23 protein-coding genes are annotated in these 21,290 nt (G+C 63.8%); 12 read left to right on the plus strand and 11 right to left on the minus strand.

Going from position 1 to position 21,290, the window contains the following annotated elements:
* The first annotated feature begins 49 nt into the window (after positions 1-49).
* A complete protein-coding gene (locus tag AWB72_RS05335) occupies positions 50-1,540 on the plus strand; it encodes an aminotransferase-like domain-containing protein (RefSeq protein ID WP_040048873.1) in 1,491 nt (496 codons plus the stop codon).
* Here AWB72_RS05335 and AWB72_RS05340 read toward each other — a convergent pair.
* The gene (locus AWB72_RS05340) at positions 1,464-2,045 is read right to left on the minus strand and encodes a Rhs element Vgr protein (RefSeq protein ID WP_040048872.1); all 582 of its coding nucleotides are present in this window, start codon (positions 2,043-2,045) and stop codon (positions 1,464-1,466) included. The genes AWB72_RS05335 and AWB72_RS05340 overlap by 77 nt on opposite strands.
* Positions 2,046-2,226: 181 nt before the next feature.
* Between AWB72_RS05340 and htpG the strand changes: the two genes are divergently transcribed.
* From htpG to AWB72_RS05375, 7 genes are all read left to right on the plus strand, one after another.
* A complete protein-coding gene (gene htpG, locus AWB72_RS05345) occupies positions 2,227-4,131 on the plus strand; it encodes a molecular chaperone HtpG (RefSeq protein WP_040048939.1) in 1,905 nt (634 codons plus the stop codon).
* A gap of 129 nt (positions 4,132-4,260) precedes the next feature.
* On the plus strand, positions 4,261-4,965 hold the full coding sequence (locus AWB72_RS05350) for a chorismate--pyruvate lyase family protein (protein WP_040048871.1): 705 nt from the start codon (positions 4,261-4,263) through the stop codon (positions 4,963-4,965).
* Positions 4,962-5,468 (plus strand): DNA-deoxyinosine glycosylase, encoded by a 507-nt coding sequence (locus AWB72_RS05355; protein WP_040048870.1) that lies wholly within the window; start codon positions 4,962-4,964, stop codon positions 5,466-5,468. The genes AWB72_RS05350 and AWB72_RS05355 overlap by 4 nt, the downstream gene beginning before the upstream one ends.
* Complete coding sequence (locus AWB72_RS05360; protein WP_040048869.1) at positions 5,437-6,336, plus strand: class I SAM-dependent methyltransferase; 900 nt, start codon at positions 5,437-5,439, stop codon at positions 6,334-6,336. Before AWB72_RS05355 ends, AWB72_RS05360 begins: the two co-directional genes overlap by 32 nt.
* 290 nt (positions 6,337-6,626) lie before the next feature.
* Positions 6,627-6,875 (plus strand): DUF3311 domain-containing protein, encoded by a 249-nt coding sequence (locus tag AWB72_RS05365; protein WP_040048868.1) that lies wholly within the window; start codon positions 6,627-6,629, stop codon positions 6,873-6,875.
* Complete coding sequence (gene mctP / locus AWB72_RS05370) at positions 6,875-8,425, plus strand: monocarboxylate uptake permease MctP (RefSeq protein ID WP_040048938.1); 1,551 nt, start codon at positions 6,875-6,877, stop codon at positions 8,423-8,425. Before AWB72_RS05365 ends, mctP begins: the two co-directional genes overlap by 1 nt.
* Before the next feature lie 128 nt (positions 8,426-8,553).
* On the plus strand, positions 8,554-9,645 hold the full coding sequence (locus AWB72_RS05375) for an FUSC family protein (RefSeq protein WP_052449702.1): 1,092 nt from the start codon (positions 8,554-8,556) through the stop codon (positions 9,643-9,645).
* Positions 9,646-9,658: 13 nt separating this feature from the next.
* Here the strand turns inward: AWB72_RS05375 and AWB72_RS05380 are convergent, their stop codons facing one another.
* Together AWB72_RS05380 and tal are read right to left on the minus strand one after the other, a co-directional pair.
* Positions 9,659-10,105, minus strand: a complete 447-nt coding sequence (locus AWB72_RS05380; protein WP_040048867.1) for a VOC family protein — start codon at positions 10,103-10,105, stop codon at positions 9,659-9,661.
* A 177-nt stretch (positions 10,106-10,282) separates the two neighbouring features.
* Complete coding sequence (gene tal / locus AWB72_RS05385; RefSeq protein WP_040048866.1) at positions 10,283-11,236, minus strand: transaldolase; 954 nt, start codon at positions 11,234-11,236, stop codon at positions 10,283-10,285.
* 54 nt (positions 11,237-11,290) lie between these two features.
* Here tal and AWB72_RS28435 point away from each other — a divergent pair, with 54 nt between their 5' ends.
* Complete coding sequence (locus AWB72_RS28435) at positions 11,291-11,545, plus strand: hypothetical protein (protein ID WP_143754578.1); 255 nt, start codon at positions 11,291-11,293, stop codon at positions 11,543-11,545.
* Here AWB72_RS28435 and AWB72_RS05390 read toward each other — a convergent pair.
* The 4 genes from AWB72_RS05390 to AWB72_RS05405 are packed head-to-tail and all read right to left on the minus strand — an operon-like array spanning position 11,511 to position 15,396.
* The gene (locus AWB72_RS05390; protein WP_040048865.1) at positions 11,511-12,707 is read right to left on the minus strand and encodes a benzoate/H(+) symporter BenE family transporter; all 1,197 of its coding nucleotides are present in this window, start codon (positions 12,705-12,707) and stop codon (positions 11,511-11,513) included. The two genes, AWB72_RS28435 and AWB72_RS05390, sit on opposite strands and share 35 nt — an antisense overlap.
* Positions 12,708-12,724: 17 nt before the next feature.
* Positions 12,725-13,900, minus strand: a complete 1,176-nt coding sequence (locus AWB72_RS05395; RefSeq protein ID WP_040048864.1) for a vWA domain-containing protein — start codon at positions 13,898-13,900, stop codon at positions 12,725-12,727.
* Positions 13,901-13,925: 25 nt separating this feature from the next.
* Positions 13,926-14,516 (minus strand): GNAT family N-acetyltransferase, encoded by a 591-nt coding sequence (locus AWB72_RS05400; RefSeq protein ID WP_040048863.1) that lies wholly within the window; start codon positions 14,514-14,516, stop codon positions 13,926-13,928.
* A gap of 37 nt (positions 14,517-14,553) precedes the next feature.
* A complete protein-coding gene (locus tag AWB72_RS05405) occupies positions 14,554-15,396 on the minus strand; it encodes an AAA family ATPase (RefSeq protein WP_040048862.1) in 843 nt (280 codons plus the stop codon).
* Between the two features lie 445 nt (positions 15,397-15,841).
* On the opposite strand from AWB72_RS05405, the gene AWB72_RS05410 reads away from it, so the two are divergent.
* Together AWB72_RS05410 and AWB72_RS05415 are read left to right on the plus strand one after the other, a co-directional pair.
* The gene (locus tag AWB72_RS05410; protein ID WP_035960766.1) at positions 15,842-16,207 is read left to right on the plus strand and encodes a c-type cytochrome; all 366 of its coding nucleotides are present in this window, start codon (positions 15,842-15,844) and stop codon (positions 16,205-16,207) included.
* A 110-nt stretch (positions 16,208-16,317) separates the two neighbouring features.
* A complete protein-coding gene (locus tag AWB72_RS05415) occupies positions 16,318-16,698 on the plus strand; it encodes a c-type cytochrome (protein WP_040048861.1) in 381 nt (126 codons plus the stop codon).
* Positions 16,699-16,767: 69 nt separating this feature from the next.
* Here the strand turns inward: AWB72_RS05415 and AWB72_RS05420 are convergent, their stop codons facing one another.
* From AWB72_RS05420 to rsxB, 3 genes are read right to left on the minus strand one after another with little or no spacing between them, the layout of a single operon-like run.
* Positions 16,768-17,199, minus strand: coding sequence for a DUF1841 family protein (locus AWB72_RS05420; RefSeq protein WP_040048860.1), 432 nt, complete (start codon positions 17,197-17,199; stop codon positions 16,768-16,770).
* A gap of 52 nt (positions 17,200-17,251) precedes the next feature.
* A complete protein-coding gene (gene nth, locus AWB72_RS05425) occupies positions 17,252-17,896 on the minus strand; it encodes an endonuclease III (RefSeq protein WP_040048859.1) in 645 nt (214 codons plus the stop codon).
* On the minus strand, positions 17,893-18,741 hold the full coding sequence (gene rsxB / locus AWB72_RS05430; RefSeq protein ID WP_040048858.1) for an electron transport complex subunit RsxB: 849 nt from the start codon (positions 18,739-18,741) through the stop codon (positions 17,893-17,895). Before rsxB ends, nth begins: the two co-directional genes overlap by 4 nt.
* A gap of 313 nt (positions 18,742-19,054) precedes the next feature.
* Here rsxB and AWB72_RS05435 point away from each other — a divergent pair, with 313 nt between their 5' ends.
* Positions 19,055-19,687: a TetR/AcrR family transcriptional regulator gene (locus tag AWB72_RS05435; protein ID WP_040048936.1), complete on the plus strand. Its 633-nt coding sequence runs from the start codon at positions 19,055-19,057 to the stop codon at positions 19,685-19,687.
* Between the two features lie 92 nt (positions 19,688-19,779).
* Here AWB72_RS05435 and AWB72_RS05440 read toward each other — a convergent pair whose 3' ends face one another.
* Complete coding sequence (locus AWB72_RS05440; protein ID WP_040048857.1) at positions 19,780-21,051, minus strand: polyhydroxyalkanoate depolymerase; 1,272 nt, start codon at positions 21,049-21,051, stop codon at positions 19,780-19,782.
* Between the last annotated feature and the right edge of the window lie 239 nt (positions 21,052-21,290).

Consider the following 21,290-nt stretch of genomic DNA (forward strand, 5'->3'; position numbering starts at 1 on the left):
GGTACAGTTTTCAGCCGATGGCGTTAGCGCCGCTGACGAGGAACCCGCAATGTCCGTCCCGCTCGATCAAATTCCCGCCCCGCACGACGCCAGCCCGCTCACGCTCGTCGAACAGCTGGTTCAATGGGGCCGTCGACGCATCGACGAGCGCGTGTTTCGCCCCGGCATGCGCATGCCGTCGATCCGCAAGCTCGCCATCGATAAAGGCGTGTCGCGCTTCACCGTCGTCGAGGCTTACGAGCGGCTCGTCGCGCACGGCTATCTCGATTCGCGGCGCGGCTCCGGTTTCTACGTGCGCGATCGTGTCGTGTCGGCGGCGAACGCGGTAGGCGCGTCGGGCGCGGCGGCGCAGAGCGAGCCGGTTCAGAGCGCCATCGACGTCGTCTGGCTCTTGCGCAACATGCTGCATACCGCGAGCCCGGAAAAAGGCCCGGGCCTCGGTTATTTGCCGGGGCGCTGGCTGGACGGCGAACTCATCACCAACGCGCTGCGCTCGATGAGCCGCCTCTCCGGCGCGCAAATGCTCGGCTTCGGCACGCCGCAGGGCTTCCTGCCGCTGCGCCAGCAATTGCAGACGCGGCTCGCGGAACTGGAGATCGGCGCGTCGGAGCAGCAGCTCGTGCTCGTGTCGGGCATCACGCAGGCAATCGACCTGATCGCGCGGCTCTACGTCAAACCGGGCGATGCCGTGATCGTCGGCGATCCGGCGTGGTTCCAGATGTTCGGCCGATTCGCGTCGCAGGGCGCGCGGCTCGTCGGCATGCCGTATACGCCCGACGGCCCCGATCTCGACGCGCTCGAAACGCTCGTCGCCACGTGGCGGCCGAAAATGCTCATCATCAATTCGGTGCTGCACAACCCGACCGGCACGTCGCTGACGGCCGCGCAGGCGTTTCGCATCCTGCAACTCGCGCAGCAATACGACTTCATCGTCGTCGAGGACGATGTCTACGGCGATCTCTGCCCGACCGGTTATCCCGCGACGCGCCTCGCATCGCTCGATCAGCTCAAACGCGTGATCTTTCTCGGCAGCTTTTCGAAGACGCTCGCGGCGAATCTGCGCGTGGGCTATGTCGCGGCGTCGGCGGACGTGGCGAAGGCGCTCGCCGACCAGAAGATGCTCGTCGGCATGACGAGTCCGGAACTGAACGAGCGCGTCGTCTACAAGGTGCTGACCGAGGGACATTACCGGCGACACGTCGAGCGGCTGCGCACGCGGCTCGACGGCGTGCGCGACAAGACCGCGCGCATGCTCGAACGGACCGGCCTGCGGCTATTCACGACGCCCGAGGCGGGCATGTTCCTCTGGGCCGATGCGGGCGTGGATTCGGATGGTCTCGCGGCGGCGGGTCACGAAGCGGGCTTCCTGCTGACGCCCGGCAGCCTGTTTTCGCCGCAGCAGTCGCCGACGACGTGGATGCGCTTCAACATCGCCAATTGCGGCGATCCGGCGTTGCCCGCGCTCATCGAGGGCCATCTGGAGAAAGTCGCGCGGCGCGGCGTTTCGGCAGATGACGGCGATCGGACGGCGCGTCGATGAAATCCGCGAGCACGGCTTCGAAGAGCGCGAGCGCATCGGGCGCGTGGCGGTAGCGCGGTTCGTAGAGGCGGCTCGGGGCGTCGCGAAAGCGCAGCGCGAAATAATCGGCAAGCAGGTTGCCTTGCGCTTCCATGTTGTAGTCGGACAGACGCCTGCCAACGCCGAGCCTGTAGCCGTAATCCAGGCCGATGCGGATCGCGCCGCGCGTGCGCACCCAGTAGCCGAGCTGGAACTGCCAGACGTGCGTCATCTCGTGGATGAACCACATCTGGTCCGAGATGCCGCACGCGGCGAAATCGTCCTGATGACAGGCCGGCGGAAAATAGAGGTTGCCGTTGGGCGCCATCGCGGTGTGCGGCGGCTGCAGTCCGAACGGCAGATACGGCCGCGCGTGGACGCGGACCGTCGAGTAATCGATCGCATCGCGAAAAACAAGACGCGCGAGCGCGATTTCGTCCGGCGTGAGCGGACGGACACGGCGATCGGGCGTGCGTGGCAAAAGCATGGCGGTTCGTTTCGATGAATCGGGATGCGGATGCTGGCGAAACGCGCGGGCATCGGCTCTTGAAAAGGAACGGATCGGCCTCATATCGGACGAATTCGCCGGGGCGCGCAATTTTACGCTGCACGAAAGCGCGCCCGGCGGCCTGACAGCTATTGACGAACCCAACTCAGAGGACCCGACCATGGCGCAAGAAACCATGAGCTTTCAGGCGGAAGTGAAGCAGCTTCTGCACCTGATGATCCATTCGCTCTACAGCAACAAGGAAATTTTCCTGCGCGAGCTGATTTCCAACGCGTCCGACGCCGCGGACAAGCTGCGCTTCGAAGCCATCGAAAACAGCGCGCTGTACGAGAACGATCCCGACCTGCGCATCCGCGTGTCGTTCGACAAGGCCGCGCGCACCGTCATCATCGACGATAACGGCATCGGCATGAGCCGCGACGAAGCCATCTCGCACCTCGGCACCATCGCGCGTTCGGGCACCAAGGAATTCTTCTCGAAGCTCTCCGGCGACCAGCAGAAGGACGCCGCGCTGATCGGCCAGTTCGGCGTGGGCTTCTACTCGGGCTTCATCGTCGCGGACAAGATCACGGTCGAGACGCGCCGTGCCGGTCTGCCGGCGAGCCAGGGCGTGCGCTGGACGAGCGCGGGCGAGGGCGACTTCGAGATCGAGGACATCGAGCGCGCGCAACGCGGCACGACCATCACGCTGCATCTGCGCGCGGACGAGGACGAACTGCTGTCGGCGCATCGGCTGAAGTCGATTATCCAGAAGTATTCGGATCACGTCGCGCTGCCCATCCTCATGAAGAAAGAAGAATGGGACGCCGAGAAGGGCGAGATGGTCGAGAAGGACGAGGACGAGACCGTCAACCAGGCGAGCGCGCTGTGGACGCGTTCGAAGAACGACATCACGGACGAGCAGTACAAGCAGTTCTATCAGCACATTTCGCACGATCACGACGATCCGCTCGCGTGGACGCACAACCGTGTCGAAGGCCGCAGCGAGTACACGCAACTGCTGTACGTGCCGAAGCACGCGCCGTTCGATCTGTGGAACCGAGAGCATCGCGGCGGGCTGAAGCTGTACGTGAAGCGCGTCTTCATCATGGACGATGCCGAGCAACTGCTGCCCGCGTATCTGCGTTTCGTGAAGGGCGTGGTCGATTCCGCCGATCTGCCGCTCAACGTCTCGCGCGAAATCCTGCAGGAAAGCCGCGACGTGAAGGCCATTCGCGAAGGCGTGACCAAGCGCGTGCTGTCGATGCTGGAAGAGATCGCGACGTCGTCGGCGGAAGCCACGGAAGACGCCGACAAGCAAAAGTATCAGACGTTCTGGAACGAGTTCGGTCAGGTGCTGAAGGAAGGCATCGGCGAGGACTTCGGCAACCGCGAACGCATCGCGAAGCTGGTGCGCTTCGCATCGACGCATAACGACAGCGACGCGCAGAACGTGTCGCTCGCGGATTACGTCGCGCGCATGAAGCCCGAGCAGACGAAGATCTACTACGTCACCGCCGACAACTGGCAGGCCGCGAAGAACAGCCCGCATCTCGAAGTGTTCCGCAAGAAGGGCGTCGAAGTGCTGCTGATGACGGATCGCGTCGACGAGTGGATGCTGTCGTTCCTGAACGAGTTCGATGGCAAGCCGTTGCAGAGCGTCGCGCGCGGCGATCTGGATCTCGGCGCGCTGAACGACGAGGAAAAGCAGCAGCAGGAGAAGGTCGGCGAGGAGATGAAGCCGCTCGTCGAGAAGATGAAGGAAGCGCTCGAAGGCAAGGCGAAGGACGTGCGCCTCACGTTCCGCCTGACCGATTCGCCGAGCTGCCTCGTCGCGGATGAAGGCGACATGAGCGGCTATCTGCAGCGCATGCTGAAGGCGGCGGGGCAGAAGGCGCCGCAAGCGGAGCCGATTCTGGAAGTGAATCCGGATCATCCGCTCGTGAAGGCGCTGAATGCCGACGACGCGAACTTCGGCGACTGGTGCCATCTGCTTTTCGATCAGGCGATGCTGGCCGAAGGCGGCGTGCTGGAAGATCCGGCGAGCTTCGTCAAGCGGACGAATGCGTTGTTGCTGGCGCGTTGATGGTTTGATGCGGTGAAGAAGAGCGCGCCGCCGGGGAACCGGCGGCGCGTTTTTGTTTGGCCCTGCAATACTTGTTGAATGGCGGCAAGGTCGAATCTCGAACTCCGGCGCGGTTCTATAATCTCCGCCATGTCGATTCCCAACGATCCCGCCGATGCTCACTGGCGCATCACGCCGCATCCCGCCTGCACCGACGATCAAAAAGACTGGCTCACCCGCGGCGGTTCTCTCACCGCTCACTTGCGCGTGCTCGGTGCGGTAACGGTCGATGTGACGCGCGAAGCCGTCGATATTCCGTGGCGAGACGAATGGCGCGCGATCGGCGTCACGCCGCGCACACCCGTCTGGACACGCGAAGTCACGCTGAAAGTCGACGGCGTGCCGTTCGTCGCCGCGCACAGCATCGTCGCGCTTTCGCACAGCACGGGCGTATGGCAATCGATGCGCCGTTTGCGCACGCGCCCGCTCGCGGAACTGCTTTATAGCGACAGCAGCGTGTCCCGTTCGATGCTCGCGAGCCGCGTGCTGACCGCGCGTCATCCGCTCTATCGGCTGGCGGCGCAAAGCGCGAAGCGAGCCGGCGCGCCGCACGCACCGCACGCACCGCACGCACCGCACGCACCGCACGCACCGCACGCACCGCACGCACTTGTGGCGCGCCGATCCGTCTTCGTGCGCCACGGCGCGCCGCTGATGGTCACCGAATGCATGCTCGATGCGCTCTGGCGCAAGCTCGCCGCGTCGCACGGCGAGCGGCATCATCGCGAACATGCGCGTGCTTACGGGCATCTCGCGTCGCATGCGAAGCGCGTCGTGCGCGGCGAGGCCAAATGAAACTCGCAGGCTTTCCGCCGATCGGCGATCACGCGACGCACACGCTCATTCTCGGCAGCTTTCCGGGCGTCGCATCGCTGGCCGCGACGCAGTATTACGCGCATCCGCGCAACCAGTTCTGGCGGCTCGTCGGCGCGGCCATCGACGAACCGCTGCACGAACTCCCGTACGACGCGCGCATCGGCAAGCTGCTGCAAAACGGCATCGGCTTATGGGACGTGCTCGCCGCATGCGAACGCGAAGGCAGTCTCGACAGCGCGATCCGCAACGCATCGCCGAACGACTTCGCCGCCTTTCACGTGCGCTTTCCGAAGCTGCGCAAGGTGTGCTTCAACGGCAAGACATCGGGCAAATTCGCGCCCCTGATCGGCGCGGCGGGGTACGCCACGCTCGTGCTGCCGTCGTCGAGTCCGGCCAATGCTATCCTCTCGTTCGACCAAAAATTGCGCATCTGGCGCGACATCCTCACTCATGACGAATCTGATCAAGCGCGCGTCGGCTGAAGCCCGCGCGTTCGGCCGCAAGAAAGACAGCGGCAAGCAAGCACGCCGTAACAAGTCCGATGCCGACGACCTCGCCAACGCACCGCGCATCGACGCGCCGCGCAAGCCGCGCTTCGCGCCCGTGACGTTCTCCGAAGAAGGCGGCGTGCGCTTCCTGCATTTCGGCACCGAATGGGTCCAGGGCGCGATGCGCCTCAAAAAGCCCGATCACATCGAACTCGAATACGCGCAGCAGATGATGGCGTGGCTGCTCTTCATCGAAACGCCCGAGCGCATCGTGCAACTGGGCCTGGGCGCGGCGGCGCTCACGAAGTTCTGCTACCGGTTTTTGAAGCGCGCGAAAGTGGAGGCGGTGGAGCTGAATCCGGCTGTCGTCATCGCGGCGCGCGCGATGTTCGAGTTGCCCTACGACGACGCCCGCCTCACCGTCACCGAACGCGATGCGTGGGAGTTCGTCAACGACCGCGCGAATCACGGAACCATCGGCGCGTTGCAGATCGATATCTACGACGCCACCGCGCGCGGCCCCGTGCTCGACAGCGTGTCGTTCTATCGCGCATGCCGCGCGTGTCTCACGCCGGAAGCGGGCGTCGTCACCATCAACCTGTTCGGCGATCATCCGAGCTTCGTGCGCAACATGCGTCACTTGAACGAAGCATTCGATCGCCGCGTGATCGCGCTGCCCGAAGTGCACGACGGCAATCGCGTCGCCATCGCGTTCGCCGGACCCGCGCTCGACGTGCCGTTCGCCGCGCTCAACGAACGCGCGAAACTGCTCGAAGCGCAACTCGGCCTGCCCGCGCGCAAGTGGGTGCAGGGCCTCGTCGAAAGCGCCGGCGTTCCGGCGAACGGCTCGTTCACCATCTGAGCGCATCGGCACGCATTGCACCGACGCAGGGCGTGACCCCGTTACAAGTGTCTTTCACGTAAGGAGAATGGTCGGGATTCCCCCTGCTTGACCGTGTTTTGGCGGTCCCTATACTCCTCCTGTTATTTCGGGGGCGCTTCCAGCGGCGTGACTGCCTGCCCGCCGCACCGGCCGAGCCCGCAGGCTCTCCGGGCGCGGCTCGAGAAGCGCATGCTCAAAACAAAGCGAACAATTTGCATGGGACCGGAGTAACGGGCAATGTCCGGCTCTGGCCGCAAGAGGAGACGGTCATGGCTTCCGATCCGAGCCGAACAGGACAACCGCGCAACAAACATTGGCTCTGGCTGCTGATCCTTCCGTGGATCGGCGTAGTATGGGTGCCGTTCTACAACAAGATCGAGCCGGTTCTCTGGGGCTTTCCGTTCTTCTACTGGTATCAGCTTCTCTGGGTGCTGATCAGCGCGGTCATCACGGCGCTCGTCTACAAGAAGACGAAGGCGCTGCCTTCGGGCCGTAACGCCCAGGGAGGTGCGCGATGATGAACGGCACCGCAACCTTCGTCTTCGTTCTGTTCTTCGTCGGCGTGACGATCCTCGGCTTCATCGCCGCTCACTGGCGCAAGGGCGATCTCGCGCAACTCGACGAATGGGGCCTCGGCGGCCGGCGCTTCGGGACCATCGTTACGTGGTTCCTGCTCGGCGGCGACCTGTACACCGCGTACACGTTCGTCGCGGTGCCGGCGCTCGTGTTCGGCGCAGGCGCGACGGGCTTCTTCGCGCTGCCGTACACCATCCTCATCTATCCGTTCGCGTTCGTCGTGTTTCCGAAGCTGTGGAGCATCGCGAAGCGTCATGGCTATGTGACCGCCGCCGACTTCGTCCACGCGCGATACAACAGCCGCATGCTCGCGCTGGCGGTCGCCGGGACGGGTATCGTCGCGACGATGCCGTATATCGCGCTGCAACTCGTCGGCATCGAAGTGGTGATCGGCGCGCTCGGCTTCAGCACGCAGGGCTTCGTCGGCGACTTGCCGCTCATCATCGCGTTCGCGATTCTCGCCGCGTACACGTACACGTCGGGGCTGCGCGCGCCCGCGATGATCGCCGTGGTCAAGGACGTGCTGATCTACATCACGATCATCGCCGCGATGATCGTGATTCCCGCGCAGCTCGGCGGCTTCGGCCACATCTTCGGTTCGGTGCCGCCCGCGAAGCTGCTGCTGAAAGCGCCCGACGCCGCGAGCCTCAACGGCTACAGCGCGTATGCGACGCTCGCGGTCGGCTCGGCGCTCGCGCTCTTCCTGTATCCGCACTCGGTGACGGCAATTCTCTCGTCGAACTCGGGCAACACGATCCGCCGCAACATGTCGCTCTTGCCCGCGTATTCGCTGGTGCTCGGGCTGCTCGCGCTGCTCGGCTACATGGCGCTCGCCTCGGGCGTGAAGGACATGCCGGAGTACGCGTCGTACTTCAAGGCGTACGGCGCGAACTTCGCGGTGCCGGCGCTGTTCCTGCACTACTTCCCGTCGTGGTTCGTGGGCGTGGCGTTCGCGGCCATCGGCATCGGCGCGCTGGTTCCGGCGGCGATCATGTCGATCGCGGCGGCGAACCTCTACACGCGCAACGTGCATCGCGAATTCGTGAATCGTTCGATGACGCCCGAGCAGGAAACCAACGTCGCCAAGCTGGTTTCGCTGATCGTGAAGGTCGGCGCGGTCGTGTTCATTCTCGCGCTGCCGCTGACCTACGCCATTCAGCTGCAACTGCTCGGCGGCATCTGGATCATCCAGACGCTGCCCGCGCTCGTGCTCGGCCTCTACACGCGCGTGCTCGATCATCGCGGCTTGCTGATCGGCTGGGCGGTGGGCATCGGCGTCGGCACGTGGATGGCCGTGTCGCTGCAACTGAAGGGTTCGATCTATCCGCTGCATCTGTTCGGCTACGTCGTGCCGGGCTATGCGGCCGTCTGGGCGCTGATCGCGAACCTGATCGTCTCGATTGTCGTGAGCGTGCTCGTGCGCGCGCTCGGCCTCAAGCGATCCGACGACCGCACGCGGCCGGAGGATTATCTGGACGTCGTGGAAAGCTGACCTCGCGCGCCCGCGCATCTCGCGGCATCGCGTCTGCTACGCTAACGCCCGTAATGGCCACCGGCCGTTGCGGGCGTTTTGTCTTCAAGGCAAGCGAAACAGCAAGCACTCATCGACGCGAGCGAACCATGGCTTCATCGACATCGGCGTCATTGCGCAAGGGCCGCGCGCGGCGGTTGTGGCACGGCGTCAAGTCGCCGTTTTTCCGATACCGCCACGCGAAGACGATTCACGCGGTGCGCGTCGCGCTCGGCATGGCGACGTCGTTTCTCGTCACCACGGGCATCGACGTGCCGCACGGCGTGTGGGCGTCGGTCTCGCTGATCGTCGTGATCGGCGGGCTGCAGCATTACGGCAATATCCGCAAGAAGGCGGCCGAACGCGCGATCGGCACGGCGCTCGGCGCGGCGATCGGTCTCGCGTTGATCCTCGTGCATATGCTCTTCGGCTCGCTCACGCTGTTCTTCGTCCTGATGTCGGCGATCGCGGGCGCATGCGCGTATTACGCGATCGGCAAGGCGGGCTACGTCGCGCTGCTGACCGCGATCACGATGGTCATCGTCGCGGGCCACGGCGATTCCCCGTTCGATGTCGGCCTGTGGCGCACGGCGAACGTGCTGATCGGCATTGCAATCGCGCTCGCGTTTTCGTTCGTGCTTCCGCAATACGCGACCTATTCCTGGCGATACCGTCTCGCCGACAATCTGCGTGAATGCGCGCGTCTTTATGGCGCGTTGCTCGACGGCAGGCCGCTGATCGCCGAGGAAACCACGCGGCGCTTTCTCGCGATGACCCAGCGGCTCGTGCAGTCGCGCGCGCTGATGGATTCCGTCGCGAAGGAAACGGGCGTGCCGATCGCGCGGCTGGAGGAGATTCAGCGGCTGCATCGCTCGATACTCGCCGCGCTGGAGATGCTGGTGACGTCGCTGCCGGAAGCATCGGGCAATGCGCACGGCCTCGCGCTCGACTGCACGCCGCGCGAGCAGCAGACGCGGCACAGGCTGTTGCAGATGGCGCGGGCGCTGCGCTTCGGGCGCGTCGGCCTGCTTTACGTTCACGCCGGCGCGATGACGGAAACCGGCGAGGAAGCGGAATCGGCGCAGCAGGGCATGCATTGGCTCGCGATGCGTTTCGACGAGCAGGTGGATCGCCTGCGGCTGCGTCTCGGTGAAATAGAACGGCAGTGGAATATAGAAGGCGCGCGGCCCTTCAACGGCTGACGCGCCTTGCGCTTCACGCCTCTTGAGGCGCGGGCGCAGCGGCCGGTTCCACTGAATCGACGACGTTGATGAGCCACGGCACGCCGAAGCGGTCCTTGAGCATGCCGAAGCCCGTCGTGAAAAACGTCGATTGCCACGGCGTCAGCACGGTGCCGCCTTCGGCGAGGATGTTGAACGTGCGCTCGCCGGATGCGGCGTCGTCGGCGCCGATGGATAGCGTGAAGCCGTGATATTCCTTCGGCGGCTGGCCGAACTGCCCGTCGGACACCATGATCGCGCTGGAGCCGAGGCTGAACAGGCCGTGCATGACCTTGTCCTGCCACTCGGGCGGCACGTTGGCTGCGTCGGGCGTGTCTCTGAAACGGATCAGCGTGTGAATCTGCGCACCGAACGCGGCCTGATAAAGCGCGAGGGCGTCCGCGCACCCGCCGTTATAAAAAAGATACGTATCCAGTTGCATGACTGACTTCTCCGGGCCTGGCGGCGTACCCGCCAAAGCAGGAAAGTCTATTTGATGCGGATTACGTCCCGGCCGCGAAACGGTCAATTTAGGTCAAAGACGACCGAAAGGCACAGTTTCGGGAAGCGATGTCACGGGGAAAGAGAAGGCGGGCGCCTGACGCGCCCGCCAGCGCGCTTATTGCAGCGCGGTGATCAGCTTTTCGAGCTTGATGGCATCGGCGGCGAATGCGCGGATGCCTTCCGCGAGCTTTTCCGTCGCCATCGCGTCTTCGTTGACGAGGAAGCGGAAGGTCGGCTCATCGACGCCGATTTTCTCGATGTTCTCGTTCGACACCGCTTCCGGCGAGAGCTTGCGCTCGACCTTTTCGTCGCTGTCGGCCAGCTTCTTCAGCAGATCGGGGCTGATCGTCAGCAGGTCGCAGCCGGCCAGTTCCATGATCTGGCTGACGGTGCGGAAGCTCGCGCCCATCACCTCGGTCTTGTAGCCGAACTTCTTGTAGTACGCGTAAATGCGGCGCACCGACTGCACGCCCGGATCGTTCGCGCCGCCGTTCTTCACTTCGTCCCATTCGGCGCCGGCGGACTTCTTGTACCAGTCGTAGATGCGGCCGACGAACGGCGAGATCAGTTGCGCGCCCGCGTCCGCGCACGCGGCGGCCTGTGCCAGCGAGAAGAGGAGCGTCATGTTGCAGCGGATGCCTTCCTTCTGCAGCACTTCCGCCGCGCGGATGCCTTCCCACGTCGACGCCAGCTTGATCAGCACGCGCTCGCGCTTGATGCCGGCGTTTTCGTACAACTGGATGATCTCGCGGCCCTTGTCGATGGACGCCTTGGTGTCGAACGAGAGGCGCGCGTCGACTTCGGTCGAAACGCGGCCCGGCACGATCTTCAGAATCTCGGTGCCGAAGGCGACCAGCAGATGATCGATGATCTGACCCATCGGCTTGCCCGCGTGCTCCTTCACGGTCTTCTCGAGCAGCGGCTTGTAGTCGTCCTTCTGGACGGCCTTCAGGATGAGCGACGGATTCGTGGTCGCGTCCTGCGGCTTGAACTGGATGAATTGCTGGAAGTCGCCCGTATCGGCGACGACCGTCGTGTATTGCTTGAGCTGGTCGAGAGCGGATGTCATGTGGATTCGTCGGCGCAGGGCGCCTTGTCAGAGTGCGGTAAACCGCGGTTGTCCATGATCGCGATGCCGCGCGCATCGTGCGGCTCGCCCCTGAAAGCGTTGAGCTATTCCACCATTTTAGTCCCGGGCGAGGGGATCGCGCTGATCGCTGTTCGCCCGCCCGTGTGGCTCGGCTGGTTCGACCGGGCGGGCGTCGCGGCGTTCCTCAGCCGATGGCGCGGGCCGGTTCGTGCCGGCGGCTTTCCAACTGTAGGCATTGTAGGCCGCGTCGGCGTCAGCTTCGGCGGGCGTTCAGCACGAGATGCGTGACGACGCCCGCGATCAAGCCCCAGAATGCCGAACCGATGGATAGCAGCGTGAGCCCCGATGCCGTCACCATGAACGTGACGAGCGCGGGTTCGCGCTGGCGCGCGTCGTGCATGGCGTTGGCGAGGCCGCTCATGATCGAGCCGAAGAGCGCCAGCGCCGCGACCGACACGACGAGCGCCTTCGGAAACGCAGCGAACAGCGCGGCGATGGTCGCGCCGAAGACGCCCGCGATCAGATAGAACACGCCGCACCAGACGGCTGCGGTGTAGCGCTTGTCGCGATCGTCGTGCGCTTCGCGGCCCGTGCAGATGGCCGCCGTGATCGCCGCGAGATTGACGCCGTGCGAGCCGAACGGCGCGAGGACGAGCGACGCGATGCCGGTCGTCGAGATGAGCGGCGCGGAAGGCGTCGTGTAGCCGTCCGCGCGCAGCACGGCGATGCCGGGCACGTTCTGCGACGCCATCGCGACGACGAAAAGCGGCACGCCGATGCTGACGATGGCCGAGAGCGAGAACGCGGGCATCGTGAAAACGGGATGCGCGAGCGCGACGTGAAAGCGCGAAAAGTCGAGCAGCCCGAGCGCGCCCGCGACCGCGACACCCGCGAGCAGCGTCGCCGGAATCGCGTAGCGCGGGGCAGCGCGTTTGCCGACGAGATACGTGAAGAACATCACGAGCACGAGCGCCGTCTGATGCTCGGCGGCGCGGAAAATCTCGATGCCGATCTCGAACAGGATGCCCGCCAGCAGCGCCGCCGCGATGCCCGCCGGGATGCGCGTCATCAGCGTGTCGAACCAGCCGGTCAGACCGACCGCCGTGAGCAGCGCGGCACAGACGATGAACGCGCCGATCGCATCGGCGTACGGGACGTTCGGCAGCGACGACACGAGCAGCGCCGCGCCGGGCGTCGACCATGCAACGACGATCGGCGCGCGAAAGCGCAGCGAAAGTCCGATGGTGCAGACCGCCATGCCGATCGAGAGCGCCCAGATCCACGAGGAGATTTGTGCGTCGCTGAGATGCGCGGCCTGGCCCGCCTGGAACATCAGCACGAGCGAACTGGTGTAGCCGGTCATCATCGCGACGAAACCGGCGACGACAGCGGAAAGCGATGTATCAAGGAAGAAGCGCGGCGCGGCGGGCGCCGGAGCGGAAGCTTTCATGCGTGTTCTTTTTTCGGTTACTTCGACAGCGCGCGCATGGCCGTTTCCAGTCCGGCCATCGTGAGCGGATACATGCGGTTGCCAAGGACATTGCGAATCGCCGATATCGACTGCCGGTATTCCCACAGCCGCTCGGGTTCGGGATTGAGCCACGCGTGATGCGGGAACTGATCCGCGAACCGGCGCAGCCAGACCGCGCCGGCTTCCGCGTTGTTGTACTCGACGGAACCGCCCGGCTGAAGCACTTCGTACGGGCTCATGGTCGCGTCGCCGACGAAGATCAGCTTGTAGTCGGGCGTGAACTTGTGCAGCACATCGAAGGTGGACGCGCGCTCGGTGTGGCGGCGGCGATTGTGCTTCCACAGATAGTCGTAGACGCAGTTGTGGAAGTAATAGAACTCGAGATGCTTGAACTCGGCCTTCGCGGCGGAGAACAGCTCTTCGACGCGCTTGATGTGATCGTCCATCGAGCCGCCGACATCGAGCAGCATCAGCACTTTCACGTTGTTGTGGCGCTCGGGCACCATCTTGAGGTCGAGCCAGCCCGCGTTCGCGGCGGTGCTGCGAATGGTATCGGGCAGATCGAGCTCTTCCGCCGCGCCTTCGCGTGCAAAGCGGCGCAAGCGGCGCAGCGCGACCTTGATGTTGCGCGTGCCGATCTCGACCTGATCGTCGTAGTCGCGATACGCGCGCTCGTCCCACACTTTCACCGCCGTGCGATTCCCCGCCGATTCCCCGCCGACGCGAATGCCTTCCGGGTTATAGCCGCCATGCCCGAACGGCGACGTGCCGCCGGTGCCGATCCACTTGTTGCCGCCTTCGTGACGCTCCTTCTGCTCGTCCATCAGTTCCTTGAGGCGCTCCATCAGCTTGTCGATGCCGCCCAGCGCCTCGATGCGCTTCTTCTCTTCCGCCGTGAACTCGCGTTCGAGCCGCTTCTTCAGCCAGTCGAGCGGGATGTCGAACGCTTCGTCGGGAAGCTGCGTCACGCCGTGAAAGTACGCGCCGAACGCGCGATCGAACTTGTCGAAGTACTTCTCGTCCTTCACGAGCGTCATGCGCGCGAGGAAGTAGAACTCGTCGAGCGAGGGCGAGATGACCTGCGCCTTCAGCGCTTCGAGCAGCGTCAGATATTCCTTCACGGACACGGGCAGCTTCGCGTCGCGCAGCGAGTAGAAGAAGTCGATCAGCATGGCGCGCTCCCTTTCGTGACGTGAATCAGCGGTCGAGACGGTGCTTCAGATGCCCGCGCACCGCCGGCCATTCCGATTCGATGATCGAGAACACGACGGTATCGCGATACGCACCGTCCTTGCCGATCTGGTGATTGCGCAGGATGCCGTCCTGTTTCGCGCCGAGCCGCGCGATGGCCGCGCGCGACTGATGGTTCATGAAATGCGTGCGGAACTCGACCGCGATGGCCTTCAGTTGTTCGAACGCGTGGCCGAGCAGCAGCAGCTTCGCTTCGGTGTTGAGCGCGGTGCGCTGCACGCGTTTCGCGTACCACGTATGGCCGATTTCCAGCCGACGATGCGCCGCCTCGACGTTGAAATAGCGCGTGGAGCCGACGACATCGCCGCTCTTCGCATCGATGACCGCGAACGGATGCGCGCCGAGCCGCTCGCGCATGTCGAGGGCCGCGTCGATATAGGCGCGCGCCGTATCGGGCGAGGGCACGCTCGTGTACCAGAGCTTCCACAACTCGCCGTCGGCGGCGGCGCTGGCGAGCGCGGCTTCGTGCTCGACCGTCAGCGGCACCAGCTTGACGTGCTCGCCTTCGAGCGTGACGGGTTCGATCCAGCGGCTCATGCGTGCGTGTCCTTTTTCTTCGTCGTCGGGTAAAGCGTCAGCGGTTGTTGCGGTTCATGAAGAGCAGCCGCTCGAAGAGCGCGACATCCTGCTCGTTCTTGAGCAGTGCGCCGTGCAGCGGCGGAACGATCTGCTTCTGGTCCGACGAGCGCAGCGCGTCCGGCGGAATGTCTTCCGCGAGCAGCAGCTTGAGCCAGTCGAGCAGCTCGGACGTCGATGGCTTCTTCTTCAGCCCCGACACGTTGCGCAGCTCGAAGAAGCTCTGCATTGCGGCGGCGAGCAGGTCCTGCTTGATGCCGGGAAAATGCACGTCGACGATGGCTTTCATCGTCGTGGCATCGGGGAACTTGATGTAGTGGAAGAAGCACCGGCGCAGGAACGCGTCGGGCAGCTCCTTCTCGTTATTGGACGTGATGATGACGAGCGGCCGATGCTTCGCCTTCACGAGTTCGCGCGTCTCGTAGACGTAGAACTCCATGCGGTCGAGTTCGCGCAGCAGGTCGTTCGGAAATTCGATATCCGCCTTGTCGATTTCATCGATCAGCAAGACCGACTGCTGGTCCGACTCGAACGCCTGCCACAGCACGCCCTTCACGATGTAATTGCGGATGTCCTTCACGCGCTCGTCGCCGAGTTGCGAATCGCGCAGGCGCGAGACGGCGTCGTATTCGTACAGACCTTGCTGCGCCTTCGTCGTCGATTTGATGTGCCACTGCAGAAGCGGCATGCCGAGCGCGCCGGCCACTTCCTCCGCGAGCATGGTCTTGCCGGTGCCGGGCTCGCCCTTGATGAGCAGGGGCCGCTGAAGCGTCATCGCGGCGTTCACCGCGAGCTTGAGGTCGTCGGTTGCGACGTACTGCGATGAGCCTTCGAAGCGCATGACGAGGATCCGGTGAGGAAAAAAATCCCAGTATAAGTCAGAAGCCCTTTCCCGACGGACGCCTCGCCGCTATCGTTGCAGCCTCGTTCACGCACGCGCGAAAGGGCGCGAAAGACGCCGTTTCGAACGAAGCACGCGGCTTGCTGAAGCGTGGACGATTGCGAAGCGTGCGCGATGTGAAGAGGCGAATTGTCGCAGGTCGAATGTTCGACTTTCAGCCGTTTCCCATTGCCATGGCGGCTTTCAGCCTGTCTCCGATAATGGACGGTGCGGAGGTCGCGCGGTACAATTAGCCCGATTTTTTTGGCCTGCGCGGCCAGCCTGCGGCCATCGGATACAGCCGGACTGACGATGAACCGCTCAAGAAGCAGCGCGGAAGGCGAGTGCGCTCGGCGCGGGCCGCGCCTTCGGAGCGCCGATTTCCCCTCATGCTAGGTTAGAAGCTATGAACAATTTCGTCGGCAAATGTGCCGTGATTGCAGCGCTGTCGGGTCTTGCCGGCTTCGCGACCCAGGCGTCGGCGGACGTCGTGGGCAACGCCAAGGCCGCTCAGGGCAAGGTCGCGATGTGCATCGGCTGCCACGGCATTCCCGGCTATCGCACGGCTTACCCCGAGACCTACGAGGTGCCGATGCTGGGCGGCCAGAACGCGCAGTACATCGCCAATGCGCTGCACGCGTACAAGAAGGGCGACCGCCACTTCGACACGATGCGCGCCATCGCGGTGACGCTGTCCGATCAGGATATCGCCGATATCGCCGCGTACTACGCCGCGCAGACGCCCGAATCGAAGAACAATCCCGACAAGTGATTCCCGTTGGCCCGATGCGCGTTTGAAGCGCCATCGGACGGCGCGGGACAGACAACATTGCATGGGGCGGGGCGACGCGTAGCGAGCGATCCCGGCCGACAGGAGAATTCATGAAGCCCTCTCAGGCACTTCAAACCAGCTTCAAGGCAGCATGCGCGGCGGCGGCGCTCATCGGCATGACGGCGCTGAACACGGCGCACGCAGCCGACGCGGGCAACGGCAAGGTGCTTTCCGAAAGCCACAACTGCGCGGCCTGCCACGGCCCGAACCTGAACAAGCCGGTGAGCGGCGAATATCCGAAGCTCGCGGGCCAGCACGCGAGCTACATCTACTGGGCGCTGCGCCAGTATCAGATGGGCAACGGCAATCCGAACTTCGGCCGCAACAACGCGATCATGGCCGCGCAGGTGCAGAGTCTTTCGCAAAGCGATCTGAAGGATCTCGCCGCTTATATCGAATCGCTCGACGGCAGCCTCGTGCTGAAGAAGTAAGCGCGACTCGGCCGTACGCATAAACGAAACACCCCGCATCGAGCGGGGTGTTTTGGTTTGGAGCGATGTTTAGTCCCTCGAAGCGCGGCGCTCGATGAGCGCGAGGTACGCATCGGTGTCCGGCGGCGCGTTGCTTCGCTGCGCCTCCCAGATCACCTGACCGAGACATTCCATGATCGCGTGCTGTGCATCGTGCGGCGAGCCGAGCCGCGCGACCAGCTTGTCGTGCGCGCGTCGGATGCCCGGCGGCTGATCGATCGACAACTGCTCGCTGATTGCGAGATGCATCGACAGATGCAGGAACGGGTTGGTGCGGCCGCGGTCCGGAGAATAGTCGGCGACGCGGGCGTCGGGATCGGCGAGTTCGGTTTGATATTCCGGATGCTCGCGGATCCAGTCGGCGGCCATGCTTTCGAGCGGCGTGAGAATTTCGCCCGCGCGCTCCTTGCGCCACGTTTCGGTGAAGAACTGGCGGACTTCGTCGCGGCTAGGGTTGAACATAAGCTATTGATTCCATTGCGGCATTCATGCCGATATTGTAGCTGCGCGGCGCTCAGACGACAGGCGCGGGCGTCTTCGGCCGATACTCGCAAAGCGGCTCGATGGCGCAATGCCAGCATTCCGGCACGCGCGCCTTGCACACATAGCGGCCGTGCAGGATGAGCCAGTGATGCGCGTCCTGAAGAAACTCCTTCGGCACGTTCTTTTCGAGCGCCGTTTCCACCGCGCGCACGTCCTTGCCGGGCGCGATGCCCGTGCGATTCGCGACGCGGAAGATATGCGTATCGACGGCGATGGTCGGCTGCCCGAACGCAACGTTCAGCACGACGTTCGCGGTCTTGCGTCCGACGCCGGGCAGCGCTTCGAGCGCCTCGCGGTTGTCGGGCACTTCGCCGCCGTATTGGTCGACGAGCATGCGGCACGTCGCGATCACGTTCTTCGCTTTCGTCCGATACAGCCCGATGGTGCGGATATAGTCCGTCACGCCTTCCTCGCCGAGCGCGAGCACCTTGTCCGCCGTGTTCGCGACGGGAAACATCCGGCGCATCGCCTTGTTGACGGACACGTCGGTGGCCTGCGCCGACAGCATCACGGCGATCAGCAGTTCGAACGGAGTCGTATATTCGAGCTCGGTCTTCGGATGCGGATCGAGGCTTTGCAGTGTTTCGAAGATCGCGCGTCGCTTTTTGGCGTTCATCGTGGCGTGTCTGAACCGCTATCGTTTGAATCTTCGTTTGGATCGGCGTTCGGGTCGCTCATGCGCAGACGGCGGCGGCGCTCTTCGGCGGCGTCGATCTGCGCCTGCACGGCGGCGCTCACGTGCTCGGTGTTCTTCGGACCGGCGCCAAGCTTTGCCATCTCTTCCTTCTTCTTCCGCGAGCGTTCGAGCGCAGCCTGGATGATCGCGCGTTTCTTGGCCTCGGCGTCGTCGTTCGATAGAGCGGCCGGCGCGGCTTCAGGCGCGGCCTGCGCCGCACGCGATGCCTGTCGCGCCGACGCCCGCGCTTCCGCCTCCATGCGTTCCCGCTCCATGCGCGCGATGCGCCGGTCGTGACGTGTGCGCGCGGCATCGGCCTGTTCCTGCGTCCACGCGTCCCAGCCGGTGGCGTCGCCGGTGACGGGAATCATCGCGATGCAATCGACCGGGCAGGGCGGCACGCACAGATCGCAGCCCGTGCACAGCTCCGCGATGACCGTATGCATCTGCTTCGCCGCGCCGGCGATGGCGTCGACGGGACAGGCCTGCATGCACAGCGTGCAACCGATGCACAGGTTCTCGTCGATGACCGCGAGCGGACGCGGGCGTTCGACGCCGTGCGTGGTGTCGAGCGGAATCACCGGCTTGCCGAGCAGCGACGCGAGACGCGCGACGCCCTCCTGGCCGCCCGGCGGGCACTGGTTATAGCTGGCCTCGCCGGCGGCGATCGCCTCGGCGTAAGGCCGGCAGGCCGGATACCCGCACTTGGTGCATTGCGTCTGCGGCAGCAGATCTTCGATGCGCGCGGCGAGCGTCTTGGGCGTCGTGGAAACGGTTGCGGTCACGTGGGGTAAAAAGCAGAGGACTCGAAGTGAAACTTGTCGGAGCGGCGGCTTCCAGGTGGACATTGCTGCGGCATCGCGCGCGTCCGGTTTAATGCTTCAGACATCATTATCGCCGAAGTCCGCAATGTTCTGCGTCCGTGGCCTTTTATCCCAATTGCCAATGCCTCTGCGATGTGCGCATAATCGAACCGCTTTATCGATTGACCGCAGGACGGTGTTCCCCAATAACTTTGGCGCGCCCGTTCACGTCATGTACCCCAATGCGGGCCGCGTGACGCATATCCGGACAACGCGGCTCCCGACTCATGCCATCATGAATCAGCCGAAAATCAAAAGAGATCCTGAAGGAACCCGCCGCCGTATCCTGCTTGCCGCCGCGGAGGAATTCGCAGCGGGCGGCCTGTTTGGCGCACGCGTGGATCAAATCGCCCGGCGGGCGGAGACCAATGAACGTATGCTGTATTACTACTTCGGTAGTAAGGAACAGCTCTTCACGGCCGTACTCGAACATGCGCTCAGCGCGCTTGCCGAGGCCGAGCGTTCGCTCGATCTCGAAGGCGTCGCGCCCGTCGAGGCCATGACACGCCTCGCGCATTTCGTTTGGGATTACTACCGCGACCATCCCGAGCTGCTGCGTTTGGTCAACAATGAGAATCTGCACGAAGCGAGATATATCAAAGGATCGAATAGGACGCGCGAGCTGATTTCGCCCGTCGTCGATACGCTCACGAACATCCTCGAGCGCGGCCAAAAAGCCGGGCTGTTCCGCACCGATGTCGACCCGCTTAAGTTGTATATCGCGCTGTCGGGGCTGGGGTATTACATCGTGTCGAATCGGTTTACGCTGGAAGCCACCTTTGGTCTGGATTTCAGCGAACCCGCGCAACGTGAACAGATGGTGAAATTGAATACGGAATTGCTGCTCGCGTATTTGATGCGCCGCTGAAACACTGCGCCGGCCGGGAACAAAAAAACGTCGCGCCTTTTGCAAGGCGCGACGTTTTCATTTTAAAAATGGAATCGGTACCGGAGCCAATATCAGGCTGGAACCGCCTCCGTTTTCGGCGATTTGTCGTGTTCGAGAATGAACTCGCGCAACTGCGGATACACCATCGTGCGCCAGCGACGGCCCGAGAAAATGCCGTAATGGCCGGCTTTTTCCGCCGTGAAATGGCGCTGGTTCTTTTGTGGGATGCCGGTGCACAGGTCGTGCGCGGCGCGCGTCTGGCCGCTGCCGGAGATGTCGTCCAGTTCGCCTTCGATGGTGAAGAGCGCCGTGTTCTTGATGTCCTGCGGACGCACCATTTCGCCGTTGACTTCCCACGTGCCTTCCGCCAGCCGGAATTCCTGGAACACGATGCGGATGGTCTCCAGGTAATACTCGGCGGCCATGTCGAGCACGGCGTTGTATTCGTCGTAGAAACGGCGATGCTGTTCGGCGTCGTCATCGTCGCCGCGCAGCAGGTTTTGATAGAAGTCCCAGTGCGCAGTGAGATGCCGCTCCGGATTCATCGCGACGAAGCCCGCGTGCTGAAGGAACCCCGGATACACCTTGCGGCCCACGCCCGGATAGTTCGCCGGCACCGTGTAGATGACGTTGTTCTCGAACCATTCGTACGAGTGCTCGCTCGCCAGCGAATTGACCGACGTGGGGCTGCGGCGCGCATCGATCGGGCCGCCCATCATCGTCATCGTGCGGGGCGTGGCCTCGCCGCGACTCGCCATCAGCGAGATCGCCGCGAGCACGGGCACCGTCGGCTGACACACCGAGATGACGTGCAGATCCTTCGCGCCGATGTGGCGGATGAACTCCTGAATGTACTCGACGTAATCGCTCAGATCGAACGCGCCGCTTTCGAACGGCACCATGCGCGCGTCGATCCAGTCGGTGATGTACACCTTGTGATCCTGCAAGAGCGTGCCGACCGTGTCGCGCAGGAGCGTCGAGTGATGGCCGGACAGCGGCGCGCAGACGAGCACGATCGGCTCGTTCTTCAGCTTGGTGACGGTGGCGCTGTCGTCGGCGAAACGCTTGAAGCGCAGCAGCCGGCAAAACGGCTTTTCGACGACCGTCTGCTCGACGATCGGAATGTTGTGACCGTCCTTGACGATCTGATGAATCCCGAACTCCGGCTTCTCGTAGTCCTTCCCGAGACGGTAGAGCAGTTCGTAGCCCGCGGCAAAGCGCGTGGAGCCGGGAACATAGGCGAGGGGGCTGGCCGGATTCACGAACGACTTCGACGCGGCCTGGGCCCATGCAGTGAGGGGAGACAGCATGGCCCGTTGAAATTCGTGGATTTGGTAGAGCATGTTGGCCCCAGTGACTTCGGTACGAACCGGTCTGCCCGCCGAATCCGGTGATGCTTCCGTCCGGAGCCGACGGCAATCGAAAAATCCCGGCGGCGCGGTGGCTGACCGTGCCGCAAGGTGCAAAGGTTGCTGGCCGCAGCGCGCCTGCACGCTACGGCCGTCCATCCGATCAGGCGGAAAACTTGACTGAACGCAATATTTTCCGCCTATCGGGTGGCCGGTACAACCACCCGGTGAAT

The organism is Caballeronia concitans, assembly GCF_001544615.1.
Lineage (GTDB): Bacteria > Pseudomonadota > Gammaproteobacteria > Burkholderiales > Burkholderiaceae > Caballeronia > Caballeronia concitans.

Excerpts from the sequence above, each read along its gene's own strand:
- AWB72_RS05335 (WP_040048873.1), top strand. The coding sequence starts at position 50 with ATGTCCGTCCCGCTCGATCAAATTCCCGCCCCGCACGACGCCAGCCCG.
- AWB72_RS05340 (WP_040048872.1), bottom strand. The coding sequence starts at position 2,045 with ATGCTTTTGCCACGCACGCCCGATCGCCGTGTCCGTCCGCTCACGCCG.
- htpG (WP_040048939.1), top strand. The coding sequence starts at position 2,227 with ATGGCGCAAGAAACCATGAGCTTTCAGGCGGAAGTGAAGCAGCTTCTG.
- AWB72_RS05350 (WP_040048871.1), top strand. The coding sequence starts at position 4,261 with ATGTCGATTCCCAACGATCCCGCCGATGCTCACTGGCGCATCACGCCG.
- AWB72_RS05355 (WP_040048870.1), top strand. The coding sequence starts at position 4,962 with ATGAAACTCGCAGGCTTTCCGCCGATCGGCGATCACGCGACGCACACG.
- AWB72_RS05360 (WP_040048869.1), top strand. The coding sequence starts at position 5,437 with ATGACGAATCTGATCAAGCGCGCGTCGGCTGAAGCCCGCGCGTTCGGC.
- AWB72_RS05365 (WP_040048868.1), top strand. The coding sequence starts at position 6,627 with ATGGCTTCCGATCCGAGCCGAACAGGACAACCGCGCAACAAACATTGG.
- mctP (WP_040048938.1), top strand. The coding sequence starts at position 6,875 with ATGAACGGCACCGCAACCTTCGTCTTCGTTCTGTTCTTCGTCGGCGTG.
- AWB72_RS05375 (WP_052449702.1), top strand. The coding sequence starts at position 8,554 with ATGGCTTCATCGACATCGGCGTCATTGCGCAAGGGCCGCGCGCGGCGG.
- AWB72_RS05380 (WP_040048867.1), bottom strand. The coding sequence starts at position 10,105 with ATGCAACTGGATACGTATCTTTTTTATAACGGCGGGTGCGCGGACGCC.
- tal (WP_040048866.1), bottom strand. The coding sequence starts at position 11,236 with ATGACATCCGCTCTCGACCAGCTCAAGCAATACACGACGGTCGTCGCC.
- AWB72_RS28435 (WP_143754578.1), top strand. The coding sequence starts at position 11,291 with ATGATCGCGATGCCGCGCGCATCGTGCGGCTCGCCCCTGAAAGCGTTG.
- AWB72_RS05390 (WP_040048865.1), bottom strand. The coding sequence starts at position 12,707 with ATGAAAGCTTCCGCTCCGGCGCCCGCCGCGCCGCGCTTCTTCCTTGAT.
- AWB72_RS05395 (WP_040048864.1), bottom strand. The coding sequence starts at position 13,900 with ATGCTGATCGACTTCTTCTACTCGCTGCGCGACGCGAAGCTGCCCGTG.
- AWB72_RS05400 (WP_040048863.1), bottom strand. The coding sequence starts at position 14,516 with ATGAGCCGCTGGATCGAACCCGTCACGCTCGAAGGCGAGCACGTCAAG.
- AWB72_RS05405 (WP_040048862.1), bottom strand. The coding sequence starts at position 15,396 with ATGCGCTTCGAAGGCTCATCGCAGTACGTCGCAACCGACGACCTCAAG.
- AWB72_RS05410 (WP_035960766.1), top strand. The coding sequence starts at position 15,842 with ATGAACAATTTCGTCGGCAAATGTGCCGTGATTGCAGCGCTGTCGGGT.
- AWB72_RS05415 (WP_040048861.1), top strand. The coding sequence starts at position 16,318 with ATGAAGCCCTCTCAGGCACTTCAAACCAGCTTCAAGGCAGCATGCGCG.
- AWB72_RS05420 (WP_040048860.1), bottom strand. The coding sequence starts at position 17,199 with ATGTTCAACCCTAGCCGCGACGAAGTCCGCCAGTTCTTCACCGAAACG.
- nth (WP_040048859.1), bottom strand. The coding sequence starts at position 17,896 with ATGAACGCCAAAAAGCGACGCGCGATCTTCGAAACACTGCAAAGCCTC.
- AWB72_RS05435 (WP_040048936.1), top strand. The coding sequence starts at position 19,055 with ATGAATCAGCCGAAAATCAAAAGAGATCCTGAAGGAACCCGCCGCCGT.
- AWB72_RS05440 (WP_040048857.1), bottom strand. The coding sequence starts at position 21,051 with ATGCTCTACCAAATCCACGAATTTCAACGGGCCATGCTGTCTCCCCTC.